Origin of the sequence: Flavobacterium columnare, from assembly GCF_014844295.1 — a bacterium.
Taxonomy (GTDB): domain Bacteria; phylum Bacteroidota; class Bacteroidia; order Flavobacteriales; family Flavobacteriaceae; genus Flavobacterium; species Flavobacterium columnare.
On record NZ_CP054494.1, the window covers coordinates 120,340 to 138,595 of the forward strand.

The 18,256-nt window shown below is 30.8% G+C and carries 13 protein-coding genes; 4 read left to right on the forward strand and 9 right to left on the reverse strand.

What is annotated here, in order from left to right; all coding sequences use genetic code 11:
• Positions 1-9: 9 nt before the first annotated feature.
• The 4 genes from HUE53_RS00525 to HUE53_RS00540 form a co-directional block, all read right to left on the reverse strand.
• Positions 10-1,398 carry a bifunctional UDP-3-O-[3-hydroxymyristoyl] N-acetylglucosamine deacetylase/3-hydroxyacyl-ACP dehydratase gene (locus tag HUE53_RS00525; protein ID WP_097609310.1) on the reverse strand — a complete coding sequence of 463 codons (1,389 nt, stop codon included), beginning with the start codon at positions 1,396-1,398 and terminating at the stop codon, positions 10-12.
• A gap of 5 nt (positions 1,399-1,403) precedes the next feature.
• On the reverse strand, positions 1,404-2,426 hold the full coding sequence (gene lpxD / locus HUE53_RS00530) for a UDP-3-O-(3-hydroxymyristoyl)glucosamine N-acyltransferase (protein ID WP_065213278.1): 1,023 nt from the start codon (positions 2,424-2,426) through the stop codon (positions 1,404-1,406).
• Positions 2,427-2,460: 34 nt separating this feature from the next.
• Positions 2,461-3,696: an HD domain-containing protein gene (locus tag HUE53_RS00535; protein ID WP_065213277.1), complete on the reverse strand. Its 1,236-nt coding sequence runs from the start codon at positions 3,694-3,696 to the stop codon at positions 2,461-2,463.
• 82 nt (positions 3,697-3,778) lie between these two features.
• A complete protein-coding gene (locus tag HUE53_RS00540) occupies positions 3,779-5,818 on the reverse strand; it encodes a M13 family metallopeptidase (RefSeq protein WP_065213276.1) in 2,040 nt (679 codons plus the stop codon).
• 160 nt (positions 5,819-5,978) lie between these two features.
• On the opposite strand from HUE53_RS00540, the gene porX reads away from it, so the two are divergent.
• The 4 genes from porX to HUE53_RS00560 all read left to right on the forward strand — a co-directional run bounded on the left by porX (position 5,979) and on the right by HUE53_RS00560 (position 10,434).
• Positions 5,979-7,523: a T9SS response regulator signal transducer PorX gene (porX, locus tag HUE53_RS00545; protein ID WP_065213275.1), complete on the forward strand. Its 1,545-nt coding sequence runs from the start codon at positions 5,979-5,981 to the stop codon at positions 7,521-7,523.
• 684 nt (positions 7,524-8,207) lie between these two features.
• Complete coding sequence (tsaE, locus tag HUE53_RS00550) at positions 8,208-8,618, forward strand: tRNA (adenosine(37)-N6)-threonylcarbamoyltransferase complex ATPase subunit type 1 TsaE (RefSeq protein WP_014165297.1); 411 nt, start codon at positions 8,208-8,210, stop codon at positions 8,616-8,618.
• A 200-nt stretch (positions 8,619-8,818) separates the two neighbouring features.
• A complete protein-coding gene (locus HUE53_RS00555) occupies positions 8,819-10,012 on the forward strand; it encodes an alanine dehydrogenase (protein WP_014165298.1) in 1,194 nt (397 codons plus the stop codon).
• Between the two features lie 38 nt (positions 10,013-10,050).
• Positions 10,051-10,434, forward strand: a complete 384-nt coding sequence (locus HUE53_RS00560) for a DUF4258 domain-containing protein (protein ID WP_014165299.1) — start codon at positions 10,051-10,053, stop codon at positions 10,432-10,434.
• Between the two features lie 147 nt (positions 10,435-10,581).
• On the opposite strand, the gene HUE53_RS00565 is transcribed toward HUE53_RS00560, so the two are convergent.
• From HUE53_RS00565 to HUE53_RS00585, 5 genes are all read right to left on the reverse strand, one after another.
• Positions 10,582-11,079 carry a GNAT family N-acetyltransferase gene (locus HUE53_RS00565; protein WP_225556161.1) on the reverse strand — a complete coding sequence of 166 codons (498 nt, stop codon included), beginning with the start codon at positions 11,077-11,079 and terminating at the stop codon, positions 10,582-10,584.
• Between the two features lie 167 nt (positions 11,080-11,246).
• A complete protein-coding gene (locus HUE53_RS00570) occupies positions 11,247-12,134 on the reverse strand; it encodes a bifunctional 5,10-methylenetetrahydrofolate dehydrogenase/5,10-methenyltetrahydrofolate cyclohydrolase (RefSeq protein WP_014165301.1) in 888 nt (295 codons plus the stop codon).
• Between the two features lie 73 nt (positions 12,135-12,207).
• Positions 12,208-13,557, reverse strand: a complete 1,350-nt coding sequence (ffh, locus tag HUE53_RS00575) for a signal recognition particle protein (RefSeq protein WP_014165302.1) — start codon at positions 13,555-13,557, stop codon at positions 12,208-12,210.
• Between the two features lie 245 nt (positions 13,558-13,802).
• The gene (locus HUE53_RS00580) at positions 13,803-15,920 is read right to left on the reverse strand and encodes a prolyl oligopeptidase family serine peptidase (RefSeq protein WP_041253202.1); all 2,118 of its coding nucleotides are present in this window, start codon (positions 15,918-15,920) and stop codon (positions 13,803-13,805) included.
• 105 nt (positions 15,921-16,025) lie between these two features.
• Entirely contained in the window at positions 16,026-18,233 is a 2,208-nt protein-coding gene (locus HUE53_RS00585) for a TonB-dependent receptor (protein WP_192188598.1), read from the reverse strand.
• Between the last annotated feature and the right edge of the window lie 23 nt (positions 18,234-18,256).

Below are 18,256 nucleotides of genomic sequence, written 5' to 3' on the forward strand. Positions count from 1 at the left end.
ACTATACACTTATTGATTTTTAACAATTTGAGCCATTAATTCAGCTTCTGCTACTAATTTTCCATTTGCAAACGCGTATCCCTGCATGTGACAAATACCTCTTCTTATTGGGGATAATAGTTCTAATTTAAAAATTAAAGTATCACCAGGTAAAACTTTATGTTTAAACTTAACATTATCAATTTTCATAAAGTAAGTAAGGTAATTTTCAGGATCTGGAACCGTGCTTAAAATTAATATTCCTCCTGTTTGAGCCATTGCTTCAACAATTAAAACTCCTGGCATCACTGGAGCTCCTGGAAAATGTCCAACGAAGAAATCTTCGTTCATAGTTACATTTTTTAGACCTACCACTTGAGTATCCGTCATACTCAAAATTCTATCTACTAATAAAAAAGGGGGTCTGTGTGGAAGCATAGACATTATTTTATGAATATCCATTAAAGGCTCCTTATTTAAATCATAAATGGGAACATTATTACGTTGTTCATTTTTTATGATTTTTGCAATTTTTTTTGCAAATTGTGTGTTTACAAAATGCCCTGGTTTGTTAGCTATAATCTTCCCTTTTATCTTGGTTCCTATCAAAGCTAAATCTCCAACAACATCTAATAATTTATGACGAGCTGCTTCGTTTGGATAATGCAAGGTTAAATTATCTAGTACCCCATTAGGTGTAATTGAAATTTCATCTTTACCAAAAGCAACTCTTAATTTATCCATTGTTTCATTTGATAATTCTTTATCTACATAAACAATGGCATTATTAAGATCTCCTCCTTTAATAAGACCGTGTTCTAATAGCATTTCTAACTCATGTAAGAAACTAAAAGTTCTACAAGATGCTATTTCTGATTTAAATTCAGAAATGCTTTTCATTGAAGCATTTTGTGTTCCTAATACTTTAGTTCCAAAATCAACCATAGTGGTTACTGAATATTCATCTGATGGAATAACCGTAATCTCGCTACCTGTTGATTCATCTAAATAAGAAATAACTTCTTTTACTACATAAACATCGCGTTCTGCGTCTTGATCTACTAATCCTACTTTTTCTATAGCTTCTACAAAATGTTTTGAGGAGCCATCCATGATAGGTAGTTCTGAGGCATTTAATTCAATAATTACGTTGTCTAAATCGCATCCTACTAACGCTGCCAAGACATGCTCAGGAGTTTGAATCATAACTCCTAATTTTTCTAGATTTGTCCCTCTTTGGGTATTTACAACATAATTTGCATCTGCTTCAATAATAGGTTGTCCTTCTAAATCAACACGTATAAAAGTGAAACCATTATTTATAGGAGCGGGTTTAAAAGTCATTGCAACTTCTTTACCTGTATGCAAACCAACTCCTTTTAGTGTAATTTCTGACTGAATGGTCTTTTGTTTAACCATGACTACTACTTCTTTATATTTCTTTTTAGTTCTGTTATTTCTGATACAATTTTTGGTAAGTTTTTAAAATGTACATAGGATTTATTAAAATCGCTATAACCTAAAGCTGGACTTCCTTGTACAACTTCTCCGTCTTTTAAACTTCTACCAATACCTGATTGAGCCTGTATTTTAACATTGTTACCAATAATGATATGTCCTACAATACCTACTTGACCACCTATCATGCAATTTTCTCCAATTTTAGTAGAACCTGCCACTCCTGTTTGGGAAGCTATTACTGTGTTTTTACCTATTTCTACATTATGGGCTATTTGAATTTGGTTGTCTAACTTAACCCCTTTACGTATAATAGTAGACCCTAAGGTTGCTCTGTCTATGGTAGTTGCTGCACCTATGTCTACATTATCTTCAATAATAACATTTCCAATTTGAGGAACTTTGGTATACTCTCCGTCTTCATTAGGCGCAAAACCAAATCCATCGGCACCTATAACTACTCCAGAATGAATTGTACAATTTTTTCCTATTATGGTTTCGGAGTAAATTTTTGCTCCTGCAAAAATCATTGTATTATCACCAATAACAACATTATCTCCTATAAATGAGTTTGGAAATATTTTTACATTTTCACCTATTATTACATTTTCACCTACATAACTAAAAGCACCTAGATAAAAATGATTTCCGTATTTAGTACTTTTTGACAGTAGAGAGGGTTCCTCTATGCCTATTTTATTGTGTTTTATTTGGTTGTAAAATTCTAACAATTTTGAAAAAGATTTGTAAGCATCTTCTACTTTTACTAAAGTAGTAGTCAATTCATTCTCGGGCTCAAAACTTTTATTTACAATTGTTATAGTTGCCTTCGTTTCATATATATAATTTAGGTATTTGGGATTGGCTAAAAACGTTAGTGATCCTTCTGTACCTTCCTCTATTTTAGACAATTTGGAGACTTCAGCATTAGGATTACCTACTACTTCTCCTTCTAATATTCCTGCAATTTGTTCTGCTGTAAACTTCATAATTCTTGCAAAAGTATAAAATTTTACCGAAATTTTAACTTTTATTTAGTTGTTTTGGATAACACAAATAGTATTTAGTTACTTGTTTTGACAAAGCCTTTAAGGACAATTGATCTGACAAAACGGCTACGTCTTCTAATATTCCGTCTTTTTTAAGTATCCTGATGGGTTCTGCTATTTTACTATAGGCTTGATTTTTTATTTTTCCTTTAAAAACAAAATATTTTGCTTCTAGAGTTGATATTTTTTTTAGTTGGGCAAAATCATCTATTAATTGATTTATTTCTTCTGGAGGAAATTTTTCTTCTCCCAATTTTATTTTTAATAAATCTCTATTAATTATAATCCTACTTAACTCACTTAAGGTGTAATCTTCATGATATTGCCAATTTTTTATAGCTCCCACTATATCTGTATCGTCTAACTTTGAAAATTCTTCTAGTATAAAATCATCAAATTTTTCAAAATAAACTTTATTTTTAATAAAAAAGTACAGAGGTTTGCTACACTCTACTTCTATCCCTTTTTGATATAGCTCTTTAGCTCTTTTTAATATTTTGGTTAAAATTTCTTCTGCAACTAAATTTGTTTTATGCAGATATACTTGCCAATACATGAGTCTACGAGCCATTAAAAATTTTTCAACAGAATAAATGCCTTTTTCTTCTATAACCAAAATATCATCTACTACATTCATCATTTGAATTAAACGATCGGAATTAATTTTTCCTTCTTCTACTCCGCTATAAAAACTATCTCTTTTTAAATAGTCCATTCGATCCATATCTAACTGACTTGAAATCAGTTGAAGCATAAACTTCCTATGATACTCTCCTTTAAAAACTTGAATAGCTAACGTTAGTTTTCCATCAAATTCCTTATTTAGTTTATTCATAAATAAAAGAGAAATTTCTTCATGATGAACATTTTCTACTATGCTATGTTCCATAGCGTGCGAAAATGGACCATGTCCTATATCATGTAACAATATAGCCACGTATAGGGCATTTTCTTCTTCTTCTGAAATTACCACATTTTTAAACCGAAGCACGCTAACTGCTTTTTGCATTATATGCAAGCATCCTAGTGCGTGATGAAAACGTGTATGATTAGCTCCTGGATAAACTAAATATGACATCCCCATCTGAGTGATCCTTCTTAATCTCTGAAAATAAGGATGTTGTATCAGATCATAAATTAAAGGATTCGGAATGGTTATAAAACCATATATGGGATCATTAAATATCTTAAGTTTGTTTGTATTACTCACAAATGTAGATTTAGTATAACAAAGATAAAAAAACCTGAGAATTTTCATCAACTATCCGTTTTTTTAATTATAGCGATATTAATTACCAAATAATTACTCTATCGTTTTTAGGAATAAACATCTTTGTTCCTTCTTTTATTTTAAATGTTTCATAAAATACATCTATATTACTTAAAGGTCCATTGATTCTGTACCGTGCTGGAGCATGAACATCTTCTATTAATTGTTGTGCTAATGCTTCTGTTTTAACATTAACCATCCAAGCGTAACCGTAGGCTAAAAAGAAACGCTCGTTAGGTTTTAAGCCTGCTATTTTTTGCTTTTTTTTGAATTGTTCTGTTTTTTTGAAAGCTTCATAGCCCATAATTACCCCGCCTAAATCGGCAATATTTTCTCCTTGGGTTGCCTGACCATTTACAAATTTGCCAGGTAATGCTTGATAGCTATTGTATTGTTTTACGATAGCTTTTGTTTTAGCTTTAAATTTTTTCAGGTCTTCAGTAGTCCACCAATTATTTAGATTGCCTTTTTCGTCATATTGGCTTCCTTGATCATCAAAACCGTGTGTAATTTCGTGTCCAAAAGTAGATCCTCCTATAATACCGTATAGCACGGCATCATCTGGCATACGTCCTTTAAAACCAGGAACGATTATATTACAAGCGGGAACGCATATTTCGTTATTACTTGGATTGTAATAGGCATTGTAAGTTTGTGGATACATACCCCATTCTGTACGATCTACAGATTTACCGTATTTAGAAGCCATTTCATTATAATTCCATTGATTTACTGCCATTATATTAGCTAAATAATGATGTTTATCAATTAAAATGGAACTTAAATCTTTCCATTTATCTGGATACCCTACTTTCATAACGATTTTAGATAATTTGAAGAGGGCTTTTTTCTTAGTTTCTGGACTCATCCAATCCAACTTTTTAATTCGATCGGCATAAACAGTTTTAATAGCATTTCCTATTTCCAATAATTTTTCTTTCGTTCCTTTGGGCAAATATTCTTCTACATATACTTGGCCAATGAGCTCTCCAAGAGCTTCATCTGTTTTTTCTACAACTCGCTTCCACCTTGGCTTTTGTTCTTTGACACCACTCATAACAGTTGAATAAAAATTAAAATGTTTTTTTTCAAAATTATCGCTTAAGTAGACAGCATACGAATTCACTAAATTCCATTTTAGATAAACTTTCCAATCCTCAATTGTATGTTTCTTTATCGTATTATTTAGTGCTTTGTAAAACTCAGGTTGTCCCACAATAAGAGAATCTGCCTTTTTAATTTTTAATTGCTCTAACATAGTATCCCACATCAAATTAGGTGTTAGTTCTTTAAATTTTGTCAGAGTCATTTTATTATAATTAGCTATAGGATCTCTAAGATCTTCCAGTTTTCTTGAATGTTTAGCTAATTCTGTTTCTAGTTTTATAACTGTTTGGGCATCATCAAAAGCTGTCTTTTCAGTTCCTATTAGCTTAAATATCTGTTCTAAATAGCTAAAATAAGCTCCTCGTATTCTTACGGCTTCCTTGTCTGCATTAAAATAATACTCCCGATTCCCCATTCCTAAGCCTCCTTGGGTAAAAAAAAGGGCATATTTAGCACTGTTTTTATCATCTTGAGCAATATAAAAATCAAACCCTGGAGCCGCTCCTATAGTGTGCATATAGGCTAAATGTTTTGTTAATGAGGAAAGATTTTTTATATTTTCAATTTTGGCTAACTCTTTTTGCAAAGGACTAAGACCTAACTTATTTATCGTTAAAGTATCCATTCCTGAGAGATAAAAATCTCCTATTTTTTGTTTATTACTTCTTATTTCTGCATTTTCTTTAGCTGACTTCTCACAAATCTGTTTAATCTGACTGTTTATTGTATCTTGAATAGTCCTAAAAATCCCATTACTTCTTTCTGACGCTGGAATTGGATTTTTTTTAAACCACCCTCCATTAGCGTATTCAAAAAAATCATTTGACAAATCAATCGTAGTATCTCTATTAGCAACTAAAACATCTGGATTATTAGGATCTAGCATTTCTTTTTTGCAACTTTCTGCAAAAACAATAATGGTTAATAGTAGAATAAATAGTTTATTGATTTTCATCTTAATTTATATATGTTTAGAGATCAAATATATTTTAAATGTAAAAAAAATACTATTTTTTATATTATTTTTAAGAAACGATAGTTTTTAAAATAGTACATTGCATTCGTTCTATAGTTAGAAAATCATAAAACTATCACATAATAAAAAAAGGTAAACCATGAAAATACTTTGGGTTGACGACGAAATAGACTTACTAAAACCACATATATTATTTTTAGAAAAGAAAAATTATCAAGTTACAACTTGTAATAACGGAAGAGATGCTTTAGATCTTTTTCAGGAGGAGAATTTTGACATTATTTTTTTAGATGAGAATATGCCTGGTATGTCTGGTCTTGAGGTTCTTGCAGAAATGAAGGAAAAAAAGCAGGCCATTCCTATTATCATGATTACAAAAAGCGAAGAAGAGTACTTAATGGAAGAAGCTATTGGTTCTAAAATTGCAGATTATTTAATCAAACCTGTTAATCCCAATCAAATCCTTTTAAGCTTAAAAAAGAATTTAGATCACTCTCGACTAATATCTGAAAAAACGACGTTGGATTACCAAAAAGAGTTCCGAAAAATAGCCATGGATATGGCCATGGTAAACACGTATGAAGAGTGGGTAGATTTATACAAAAAACTTATGTTTTGGGAAATGGAACTAGAAAACATAGATGATCAAAATATGTTTCAAATTCTAGAATCTCAAAAGGCGGAAGCTAACTCACAATTTGGCAAATTTATTGAAAAAAATTACGAAGATTGGTTCACACAATCACAAGATCGTCCTATATTATCTCATGAAGTATTCCGAAAACTTGTAGTTCCTGAATTGAGGAAAGATGAAAATGTACTTTTTGTTGTAATTGACAATTTACGTTATGACCAATGGAAAGCTTTTGAAACCGTTTTAGGAAATCACTACAAACTAGAAGCTGAGACCCCTTATTTTGCCTTATTACCTACAGCGACTCAGTACGCTCGTAATGCTCTTTTTTCAGGTTTGTTACCCACAGAAATGGAAAAAATGTACCCTCAATATTGGAAAAATGATGTTGATGAAGGGGGAAAGAATTTGTATGAAGCAGAATTTTTGACGGAACAACTCAAACGCCTTAGACTAAATATTTCACATGAATATTTTAAAGTTACTAATTTTTCTAATGGTAAAAAATTAGCCGAAAACTTCAAAGGATTAAAAAACAAAAAATTGGTAGCTGTTGTTTACAACTTTGTTGATATGCTTTCACATGCTAAAACGGATATGGATGTCGTAAAAGAGTTAGCATCAGATGATAAAGCATATCGTTCTTTGACCTTAAGTTGGTTTAAAAATTCTCCTCTTTTAGAAATTATTCAACAAGCACAACGTTTAGGATTCAAATTAATACTAACAACAGATCACGGAACCATTAATGTAAAAAACCCTTCTCAAGTTATTGGTGATAAAAATACCAGTTTAAACTTACGCTACAAAACAGGAAGAAGTCTTACTTATGAATCTAAAGATGTTTTTGCTGTTAAAGACCCTAAAAAAATAGGATTGCCAACTATTAATATGACAAGTTCTTTTATTTTTGCTAAAAGTGATCATTTTTTAGCTTATATAAATAATTACAATCATTATGCTAGTTATTACCGAAATACATATCAACATGGAGGTATTTCGTTAGAAGAAATGGTTGTTCCTTTTTTAGTATTTAGCCCAAAAAAATAATTTTAATAATTAAATCTATTTTAAGCAAAGAAAACAATTGTTTTTTTACACCCTCTGCCCATTATTTTTATAGGAATAACCATTTACACACTTTCCCTTTTATAATTAAGGAAATCGTTATCTTATTTTCTAAAGAAATCAAGTTGTAAAAATTACACCATTTAAACTTAAAATATACTGGATTAAAAAGTAAAGTTCTCGATACGTTTTTTTTCATTTTAAAAACAACTCGAACAGACGGTTGAGTATGTAATTGAAATCATCGTTCGTTCGAGCGCGAAGCGCATCGAGAACCAACACTAATTTTTGTTGCTTTTGTAGAGATACTATTTTTAAAAAGAAAATTCAAAGTTTAAATGGTATTAAACCTTTTTTTCTTTGCTTTTTTCCCTCTTTCTAAAGACATTCTAAAGAACTTCTACCCAATTAATCTCAGAGTATACATTAACCCTTATGATGAAAAACAAAAGAGCAAAGAAGATAAAATCCAAGGGGATTTCCCCCACAAAGTCTAGTTTTACTATATTGAGAACAAAAAATTAAGTCCTTTTTTAAGATTCAAAGTCATCTTTATCCGTAATAAATTTCTAATACGTAATCTGAGTTAAGGATTTAATATTTTTTGTTTTTTCTAAGTTTAATTACATTTATCTATTTTTGCGGTAGAAAATTGAAACCTAAACAATGAAGTTAGAATATTACTTAGAGGACATCGAACAAATTGCAAACGATTTTTTAAGGGCTAATCCAAAAAAAGTGATCCTTTTTAATGGAGAAATGGGAGCTGGAAAAACAACCTTTATAAAAACTTTATGCAAAGTTTTAGGCGTAAAAGAAGCAACTAGTAGCCCTACATTTAGTTTGGTCAATGAATACGAAACGAACAATCATCAAATCATATATCATTTTGATGTATATCGTCTAAAATCACAAGCTGAAGCATTAGATATGGGAATAGAAGAATATCTATATTCTGGTCATTGGTGCTTTATAGAGTGGGCGGAAAAAATACCTGATCTAATTCCTGAAAACCACACAGTTATTAGCATTTCGATTCTAGAAGATGGAAAAAGATTACTCGAATTAATTCCTTAAACTTTAAGAGTATAAATAATAATTCGTTCACAAATTCCTTTAATACTTTACAGTAAAAATATTTATTATTTTAGAAAAACTCGTTATAAGGATTAACAATACATTGAATTAGCAGATATCATGAGTCTAAAAATAAAACAATAGGTAGCTTTGTTCCCATTAAGATTTTTTCGTAATTTGTCCCTTTATAAAATATCATCATGGTCATTACTCCTTTTAGTAAGAAAGAGTTGCTTCCACAAGAGGAAAAATTGGAAGTTACCAAACACAAAAGCGAACTCTTTATTGGTATTCCAAAAGAGACTGCTTTTCAAGAGCGACGTATTTGTTTAACACCTGATGCAGTCAATGCAATCGTTAGTCATGGTCACAGAGTACTAATTGAGGCGGGGGCTGGTAAAAATGCTAGTTATAGTGATAAGGATTATAGCGATGCGGGGGCTGAAATTACCAATGATACTAAAAAAGTTTTTGCTTGTCCTATGATTCTAAAAGTAGAACCACCTACTCAAGAAGAAATTGAAATGATGAAGTCTCAAACAATTCTTATCTCAGCATTACAAATAAAAACTCGCAAAAAGGAATACTTTGAGTCTCTTAAAAAAAAGAAAATTACAGCACTTGCTTTTGAGTATCTAAAAGATGATGACAATTCTTTTCCTGCTGTTAAATCTTTAAGCGAGATTGCAGGAACAGCTTCTATACTAATAGCAGCAGAGTTGATGACTTGTAACAAAGGGGGTAATGGATTACTTTTTGGCAATATCACAGGAGTAAGACCTACTGAAGTTATCATTTTAGGAGCTGGTACCGTAGCGGAATATGCTGTTAAAACAGCTCTTGGTCTAGGTGCTTCCGTAAAAGTGTTTGATAATTCTATTACAAAATTACGACGGTTGCAAAACAACTTACAGCAACGTATTTTTACCTCAACTATACAAAACAAAACACTGCTCAAATCCCTGAGAAGATGCGATGTTGCTATAGGTGCAATGCGAGGCAAACACAGAACTCCTATCGTTGTAACAGAAGATATGATAAGTCACATGAAAAAAGGTTCTGTTATAGTAGATGTTAGTATAGACACTGGAGGTTGTTTTGAAACTTCAGAAATTACTACCCATGAAAATCCAACCTTTGTAAAACATGGCGTAACACATTATTGTGTCCCCAACATCCCTTCTCGTTATGCTAAAACAGCATCTCTTTCTATTAGTAATATTATAACTCCTTACCTGCTACAAATTGCGGATGACGGAGGAATAGAAAGTGCAATACGCTGTGATGCTGGATTAAGAAATGGTATTTATTTTTATCATGGTATTTTAAGTAATAAAACAATAGGTGAATGGTTTAATCTAACATATAGAGATATTAACCTAATCGTATTTTAATCCATAAGATTTATTACTTTTGTAAAAAAAAAAATTAAATGAGCACATTTACATATCGCTTGGCTTATTATCTATTTGGTGTTTTAGGAGGTAGTATTGTTTTGTTTTTTGTATTAAATCAAAAAAAAACAAGTTGTAGTTATTTTCCGAATGATCGCGTTTTAAACAACTTACGTTCAAAACCTTTTCATTATTCAAAAGAAGCTTCTAAGATATTATCTGAAAAATGGATTGACACTACGGATATCCGGAATACTTTAACTTATGGTGATGTAGATTTTAGCAGAAGTAATATTCAAACTAAATCAGGTGGAAAACGCTACATAATAGAAGGATTTACTACTAAAAAACAGTCTATTGAATTAGAGGTAGAAAATTTTGAAGATAAATCTGTTTTAAAAAATATAATCAAAACTAAATAAAACACAAAACGGGTTTACTAATAAAAATCCCCTTTATTGCAAACCCGTTTTTGAGTGTTTATCAAAGATTCCTCAATGATATACATTGATATCTAATGCCCTTTCTTATAAATACTATATTGTACCATAAATTCAAGGAGGCTATTATTAAATTATTTTTTTTTCTAATACAAAATCATCCATAACATACCCTTTTCCTAATTGAATTACTTCTTCTTCAATAATTTCAAATCCTATTTTTTTATAAAAATAGAATGCTTTATTATACTTATTCACATTTAAATAAAGATAGAAGTTGTTGGCTTCTTTTGCTCTATTTTCTACTTCATTCAACAAAAAATGTCCTACTCCTTTTCCTTGTAAATTTGGAAGTATATAAATTTTATGCAATTTTGTTTTTTTAGATTTCGAGTTTATTTCATAAGAGGCAAAACCTAAATATTGAGAATCCTCTTTTACTAATAAAAATTGTTGATTAGTATTCATTTGCAATAATAACGCATCTTTATTATAAAATAAATCTAACATATAACTTATTTGCTCTGAGCTTAATATTTCAGCATAAGTATCTGGCCAAATAGTATACGCTAAATTTCTGATTATTTCAATATCTTTTTTCTGTGCTTCAATAATTCTCATCTTCATTTTTTTAATAGCGTAAATAGGGATGGCTAAAAAATCCTTGAACTTATAATTGTTTTATTGAATTGTTTTATTGAATTGTTTTATACTTAACCAATCGAATGAAATTGTAATAAAAACACCTTTTTTGTGCACGAGACAACAAACAAGTATTTGCCTTTACAAAAGGATTACTTCGTTCTTTCTATTTTAAACTCACGAGCTAATAATGTGTTTTTCAACAACATGGCAATTGTCATAGGTCCTACACCACCAGGAACAGGGGTTATATAAGATGCTTTTTTAGAAACATTTTCAAAATCTACATCTCCTTTTATCACATATCCTTTTGGATTGGTTTCATCGAGTACTCTTGTAATTCCAACATCTATGATTACTGCATCATCTTTAATCATTTCTGCTTTTAGGAAATCTGGAACTCCTAAAGCAGAAATGATAATATCAGCTTGTGAAGTAATTTGGTTGATATTTTTGGTATGACTATGCGTTAGAGTAACTGTTGAGTTTCCTGGAAATCCTTTTCTTCCCATTAAAATACTCATAGGTCTTCCAACAATATGACTACGTCCAATAACTACTGTATGTTTTCCTTTGGTTTCAACGTTATAGCGTTCCAATAATTCTAAGATACCAAATGGTGTAGCAGGAATGAATGTAGACATATCTAATGCCATTTTTCCAAAGTTTTCAGGATGAAATCCATCTACATCTTTACTAGGATCAATTGCCATTAAAATTTTTTGTGTATCAATTTGTTCTGGTAAAGGTAACTGAACAATAAAACCGTCTATTTCATTATTTTCATTTAATTCTTTTATTTTTTTTAGTAGTTCTGTTTCGGAAGTAGTGCTGGGCATTTTTATTAAAGTAGATTCAAAACCTACTCTTTCACAAGCTTTTACTTTACTAGCTACATAAGTTAAGCTAGCGCCATCATTTCCTACAATCAAAGCGGCTAAGTGAGGTACTTTTTCTCCTTTTGCTTTCATTGCTTGAACTTGTATTGCTATTTCGTTTTTAATGTCTTCAGAAACTTTTTTTCCATCTAAAATTTGCATTCTTTTTTTATTTTGTGTGTTGTTATCTATTTATTTTTAAATAAAAAAGGCGCGAAAACACGCACCTTCTTTACTATTTCATTCCTGGAAGCCCACCTTTCATACCTCCCATCATTTTCATTAATTGCTTACCTCCTGGTCCTTGCATCATTTTCATCATCTTACTCATCTGATCAAATTGTTTTAACAACTGATTTACTTCCTCTATTTTTCTACCTGATCCTTTGGCTATTCTGTTCTTACGTTTTGTATCAATTAATGAGGGTTTACTTCTTTCTCCTGGTGTCATTGAATAAATAATAGCTTCAATGTGCTTGAAAGCATCATCTTCAATTTCTACATCCTTTAGAGCTTTACTTGCACCTGGTATCATCCCTACCAGATCTTTCATATTACCCATTTTTTTAACTTGTTGTATTTGAGCTAAGAAGTCATCAAACCCAAATTCATTTTTGGCTATCTTGCGTTGTAATTTACGTGCCTCTTCTTCGTCATACTGTGCTTGAGCACGTTCTACTAAAGACACAACGTCTCCCATTCCTAAAATACGGTCTGCCATACGTTCTGGATAAAACACATCAATGGCATCCATTTTTTCACCCGTACCAATAAACTTAATAGGTTTATTGACAACAGTTTTAATTGATATAGCAGCACCTCCGCGTGTATCCCCGTCTAATTTAGTAAGAACTACGCCATCAAAATTTAAACGATCGTTAAATGCTTTTGCAGTATTTACTGCATCTTGACCCGTCATTGAGTCTACAACAAATAAGGTTTCGTTAGGCGTAATTGCTTTATGAACATTAGCAATTTCAGTCATCATTTCCTCATCAACAGCTAAACGTCCTGCTGTATCGACTATAACAACCGTAAAACCATTTGATTTAGCGTACTTGATAGCATTTTGTGCAATTTCAACCGCATTTTTATTTTCTGGTTCAGAATATACTTCTACACCTATTTGTTCTCCTACAACATGTAACTGGTTAATAGCTGCTGGGCGATAGATGTCACAAGCAACTAATAAGGGCTTTTTATTTTTCTTTGTTTTTAAGAAATTAGCCAATTTACCAGAAAAGGTTGTTTTACCAGAACCTTGTAAACCAGACATTAAAATAACCGAGAAACTTCCTGATAAATTAATTCCTTGTACGTCACCTCCCATTAACTCTGTTAATTCATCCTTTACGATTTTAACTAATAGCTGTCCTGGTTGTAAGGTTGTTAATACATCTTGTCCTAATGCTTTTTCTTTTACTCTGGTTGTAAAATCTTTAGCAATCTTAAAGTTAACATCAGCATCAAGTAATGCGCGACGTACCTCTTTTAAGGTATCTGCAACATTTACTTCTGTAATTTTACCGTGTCCTTTTAATATATGAAACGCCTTATCTAACTTCTCTGATAAATTATTAAACATAATTCCTTATTTTTTTAGAAGTTGCAAAGATACTATAATTAAGAATTATCTAAAATTTTTAAAAATAATTTTTAGATGTTATTTTTTTATTTGATCAAATATTCTGTATAATATAACTAAAGATAGGGTAAATTAGTTTCTGTAAAAAGAATATTTTAATCATATAAATTCCGATCAAAAAAAACCGTCTGTTTGATTTTTTCAGACGGTTTTAAAATACTTATATTACATAAAATATTTTTATCTTAATTTATTTTTTTGATTCCCATATTCCATAACGTAAATGCTTGTATGTCTACATTTTCATTTATAGTAGCAGAGACTGATTTTCCAGCTCCATGTCCTGCATTGATATCAATACGTATCAAAGTGGGGTTTGTTCCTGATTGTTTCTCTTGAAGTTCTGATACAAACTTAAAACTGTGTGCTGGTACTACTCTGTCATCATGATCTCCTGTAGTTACTAAGGTTGCTGGATATTTTACTCCTTTTTTTACATTATGTACAGGCGAATATTTTTTTAGATAGTCAAACATTTCTTTACTTTCTTCAGCTGTTCCATAATCGTATCGCCATCCTGCACCTGCCGTAAAGGTATGATAACGCAACATATCTAATACTCCAACGGCTGGCAAAGCTACTTTCATTAAATCAGGACGCTGTGTCATGGTTGCTCCTACTAATAAGCCTCCATTAGAACCTCCTCGAATTGCTAAAAAATCACTAGATGTAAATTTATTTTTTATAAGATACTCTGCTGCTGCTATAAAGTCATTAAAAACATTTTGCTTTTGCAATTTAGTTCCTGCTATATGCCATTTTTTTCCATATTCACCTCCTCCACGCAAATTAGCTACAGCATAAACTCCTCCATTTTCTAACCAGAGTGCATTTGAAACACTAAAACTAGGCATTAAACTTATATTAAATCCTCCGTATCCATATAATATAGTTGGATTTTTTCCATTTAATTTAGTCCCTTTTTTATATGTTATAATCATTGGAACTTTTGTTCCATCTTTAGATTTATAAAACACTTGTTTTGATTCATACAGATCACTCTGAAAGTCTACTTTAGGTTTCTGATAAATAGTTGTCTCTCCAGTTTCTGGATGTAAAGAATAAATACTATTAGGAGTGTAATAATTAGAAAAAGAAAAATATAATGTTTTATCTTTTGGTTTTCCAGCAAAACCACTTGCTGAACCTATTCCTGGCAATTTAATTATGCGTATTAAGTTTCCTGAAAAATCATATTGTTTTACCATAGAAACAGCATCTTGCATATAGTGTGTAAAAATATATCCAGCCCCTACCGTGGAAGTTAATACATCTGTAGTTTCTTTTATTAAATCTTTCCAGTTTTCTTGTTTTGGATTTGATAGATCCACTGTTACAATTTTTTTATTGGGTGCCTTATAATCCGTTGTTATGTAAAAAACATCTTCTTTATTTTCTATTACATCATTATCTGAATCAAAATTATCTACTAAAGTTATGATGGGACTATTGCTTTTCCTTAGGTCTTTTATATATAATTCGTTGCCGTAGGTTGAATTAGATGCTGTTATGACTAAATAATGATTATCTCTTGTTACAAATCCTCCTACGTATAATCTTTTTTTATCTAAACCAAAAACTACTTGATCGTTTTTTTGTTTGGTTCCTAATTTATGATAATACAACTTATGCTGATCTGTTTTAGCTGATAATTCACTTCCTTTGGGTTTGTCATAGCTGGAATAATAGAAACCCTCATTTTTATACCAAGAAACTGCACCAAACTTAACGTCTATTATTTTGGTATCTAATATTTTTTTGGTTTTGGCATCGATAATAATTATTTCTCTCCAATCTGATCCTCCTATAGAAATTTGATAAGCTACCTTGCTTCCATCTTCTGAAAAGTTGACAGCTGCTAACGATGTTGTTCCATCTTTAGAAAATGTATTAGGATCTAAAAATATTTCTTCTTTTCCCTGCTTATCTTTTCTATATAAAACGGATTGATTTTGTAAACCATTATTCTTATAATAATAAGTATAATCTCCTTCTATAAATGGGGAACTAATTTTTTCATAATTCCACATTTTTTCCAAACGCTCTTTCAATACAGCCCGATAAGGTATTTGATCTAAATATTTATAAGTAGCGGTATTTTGAGTCTTTACCCATGCCTCGGTCTCTAAGGAACGATCATCTTCAAGCCAACGATAAGGATCCTGAATAGCTGTTCCAAAATAGGTATCAACATGTTCCTTTTTTTTTGTTTCAGGATATTCCATAGAATTCATGTTTATTTTAGATTGTGCTATAGCCCCCAAACTAGTAGCCAAAATCACTGTAGATGTTAAAATTTTCATTTTTTAATTTATTTTAAACAAAAATACATTTTCAAATGTTAGAAATACGTTAAAAAAAAAAGCACCCTTAAAAAAGAGTGCTTTTTAGCTGAAAATCAATAGTTTTTAGATTTTAAAATTAATTCCAAATACAATATTTCTTCCCATATTTTGAATATTATCTGCTTTTAAACGTGATAAATGAGCTATGTATTTTTGATTTAAAATATTATTTGCTGTAACATTTAGATTAAAATTTAATTTAAAAAGAGATAAATTCCCTCCCAATCCCAAATTAAACAACGAATAAGAAGCTGTTGCTATTTCAAAAGCAGAAACAGTATTTTGGGCAAAATTTGTTTCATAATTAGCAAAAATATACCCTTCTTTTATTGTTTTATTCCAATCAAATTGTGCTTTTATTGTATTCATCCATTTATTAGCAGGTATCAATGGTAAAAATTCGTTATTTTGTTTTTTTCCTACCACCATTTCAAAACTAGAAGTTATATGCAACCAATCTATTGGGTGTGGATGTAAATGCACTCCCACTTCTCCTCCATATAATTTAGCATCTGCCTGTTCATAAGTATACACCTCTTTGTCCTCTATACGATCAGCTGTTGGAGCTATGTAAATATAATTTTTTATATGATTATAAAATCCATTAGCAAATAATTCAAAATGAGAATTTCCATATTCTAGATTCAAATCAGTTTGAATATTTTGCTCATTTTTTAAATTTTCGTTTCCTTTTTCATAACGATTACTTCCTTCATGAACCCCGTTAGATGTTAGTTCTGCTAAATTAGGAGCTCTAAATCCACTAGCTACATTTAGCCTCATAATTAAATTATCTAACAAATTAGTTTTATATCCGAAAGAAGCATTGATACTTTTAAAATTTTTATCAACTGCCTTAAAATATCCCTCTTCTCCTTCTTCTCCATGCAAATCTGTTTTTATCTTTCTTGTATCGAAACGAACTCCTGCTTGCAAAACATTTTTATTCCGAGTATACATAGACGTTACAAGAACCCCTAAATCATGTGTTTTGGCATCTGGAATTAAAATTTCATCACCAGAATTTTTATTGGTTTGTAACATTCCTTGAACTCCAACAATTGTTTCTAGATTACCTATCTTAGGGGTATAATATTTTAAATTATAGTTTAAGGTTTGTAAATTCATATTTAACAAGGCTGTTGGAGAATTTTCAAATTCTTTTCTCTTATTAGCCACATAGCCTATTTCGGCTTCTAATTTAGAATTTCTTAAAAATAGAGTGTTATTCCAACTAGCTATTTGTGCTATTATTGCTTGTTTTGGATCAAGCGTTTTTTTAGACAAACTTTGCTCACTCAATTCTTCTGGTAAGCCTAAATCTAGATTATTAATATTATATCTTAGTATTGATAAAAATTTCGAATGGTAATAACCTAAAGCTATCTTAGCATCTGTTTCATTAAAACGTGAGTTAGTTACCCTTTGATCTTTCCCTGTTAAATAGTCTGAATGGGTATTATGAGCACCTCTTACAAAAAACTTCCAATGTTCGCCTGATGACTTCAAACCAAATCCTGTAGAACTTCCTTGGGTATTGCTAAAATATTTTTGTGAAAAATCAGCAACATAAGTCCCTGATGTTGCAAATTTTTCTGGATTAAAATACAAGACTCCTCCCAAAGCATCAGAACCATATAATAAAGAAGCAGGCCCTTTTATCACTTCAACACTTTCAATCCCATTATCGCTCAAGCCTAAGCCATGTTCTTCTCCAAACTGTTGATTTTCTAATCGTACTCCTTGTGAATAAACTAAAACACGATTACCGCTTAATCCTCTAATGACTGGTTTACCTATTGACAATCCTGTTGATACATTGGAAATCCCTGGTATTGTGGCTATATTTTCCATAAGTGTAGCCCCGCCTTTTTGTTGCAATGCTTTTAATGAACTATGTTCTACTTTCATTACATTTTGGCTCTGAGCTTTATTAAATGCAGTAGAAACAATTACTTCTTCTATATGATGTGTATGTTCCTCTAAAAGAACGACATCATAACTATTTTCTTTTTTATTTAGCACAACTATTGAAGTATATCCATCATAATTAGGATGAGAAAAGATAATAGAAAAGGACCCCGATGCAAGTTTATCAAATTTAAAATTTCCAAATTCATCCGTTGTCGTTTCTTTATGCAACTCAGGGATGGCTACTAAAACGCCTTTTATTTTTTCTTTATTTATATTTGAAACGTTTCCTTTTAAGTTATTTTGACTATATACAATAGCACTAAGCCCCAAAAATAGGGCTATTAAAAAATTTTTCATTTATTTTATTTTTATTGTTAATA

Bases quoted from the DNA above. Each gene is read 5' to 3' on its own strand.
- porX (WP_065213275.1), top strand. From the start codon at position 5,979: ATGAAAATACTTTGGGTTGACGACGAAATAGACTTACTAAAACCACAT.
- HUE53_RS00525 (WP_097609310.1), bottom strand. From the start codon at position 1,398: ATGGTTAAACAAAAGACCATTCAGTCAGAAATTACACTAAAAGGAGTT.
- HUE53_RS00565 (WP_225556161.1), bottom strand. From the start codon at position 11,079: ATGAAGATGAGAATTATTGAAGCACAGAAAAAAGATATTGAAATAATC.
- HUE53_RS00540 (WP_065213276.1), bottom strand. From the start codon at position 5,818: ATGAAAATCAATAAACTATTTATTCTACTATTAACCATTATTGTTTTT.
- HUE53_RS00570 (WP_014165301.1), bottom strand. From the start codon at position 12,134: ATGCAAATTTTAGATGGAAAAAAAGTTTCTGAAGACATTAAAAACGAA.
- HUE53_RS00560 (WP_014165299.1), top strand. From the start codon at position 10,051: ATGAGCACATTTACATATCGCTTGGCTTATTATCTATTTGGTGTTTTA.
- ffh (WP_014165302.1), bottom strand. From the start codon at position 13,557: ATGTTTAATAATTTATCAGAGAAGTTAGATAAGGCGTTTCATATATTA.
- HUE53_RS00580 (WP_041253202.1), bottom strand. From the start codon at position 15,920: ATGAAAATTTTAACATCTACAGTGATTTTGGCTACTAGTTTGGGGGCT.
- HUE53_RS00585 (WP_192188598.1), bottom strand. From the start codon at position 18,233: ATGAAAAATTTTTTAATAGCCCTATTTTTGGGGCTTAGTGCTATTGTA.
- tsaE (WP_014165297.1), top strand. From the start codon at position 8,208: ATGAAGTTAGAATATTACTTAGAGGACATCGAACAAATTGCAAACGAT.
- lpxD (WP_065213278.1), bottom strand. From the start codon at position 2,426: ATGAAGTTTACAGCAGAACAAATTGCAGGAATATTAGAAGGAGAAGTA.
- HUE53_RS00555 (WP_014165298.1), top strand. From the start codon at position 8,819: ATGGTCATTACTCCTTTTAGTAAGAAAGAGTTGCTTCCACAAGAGGAA.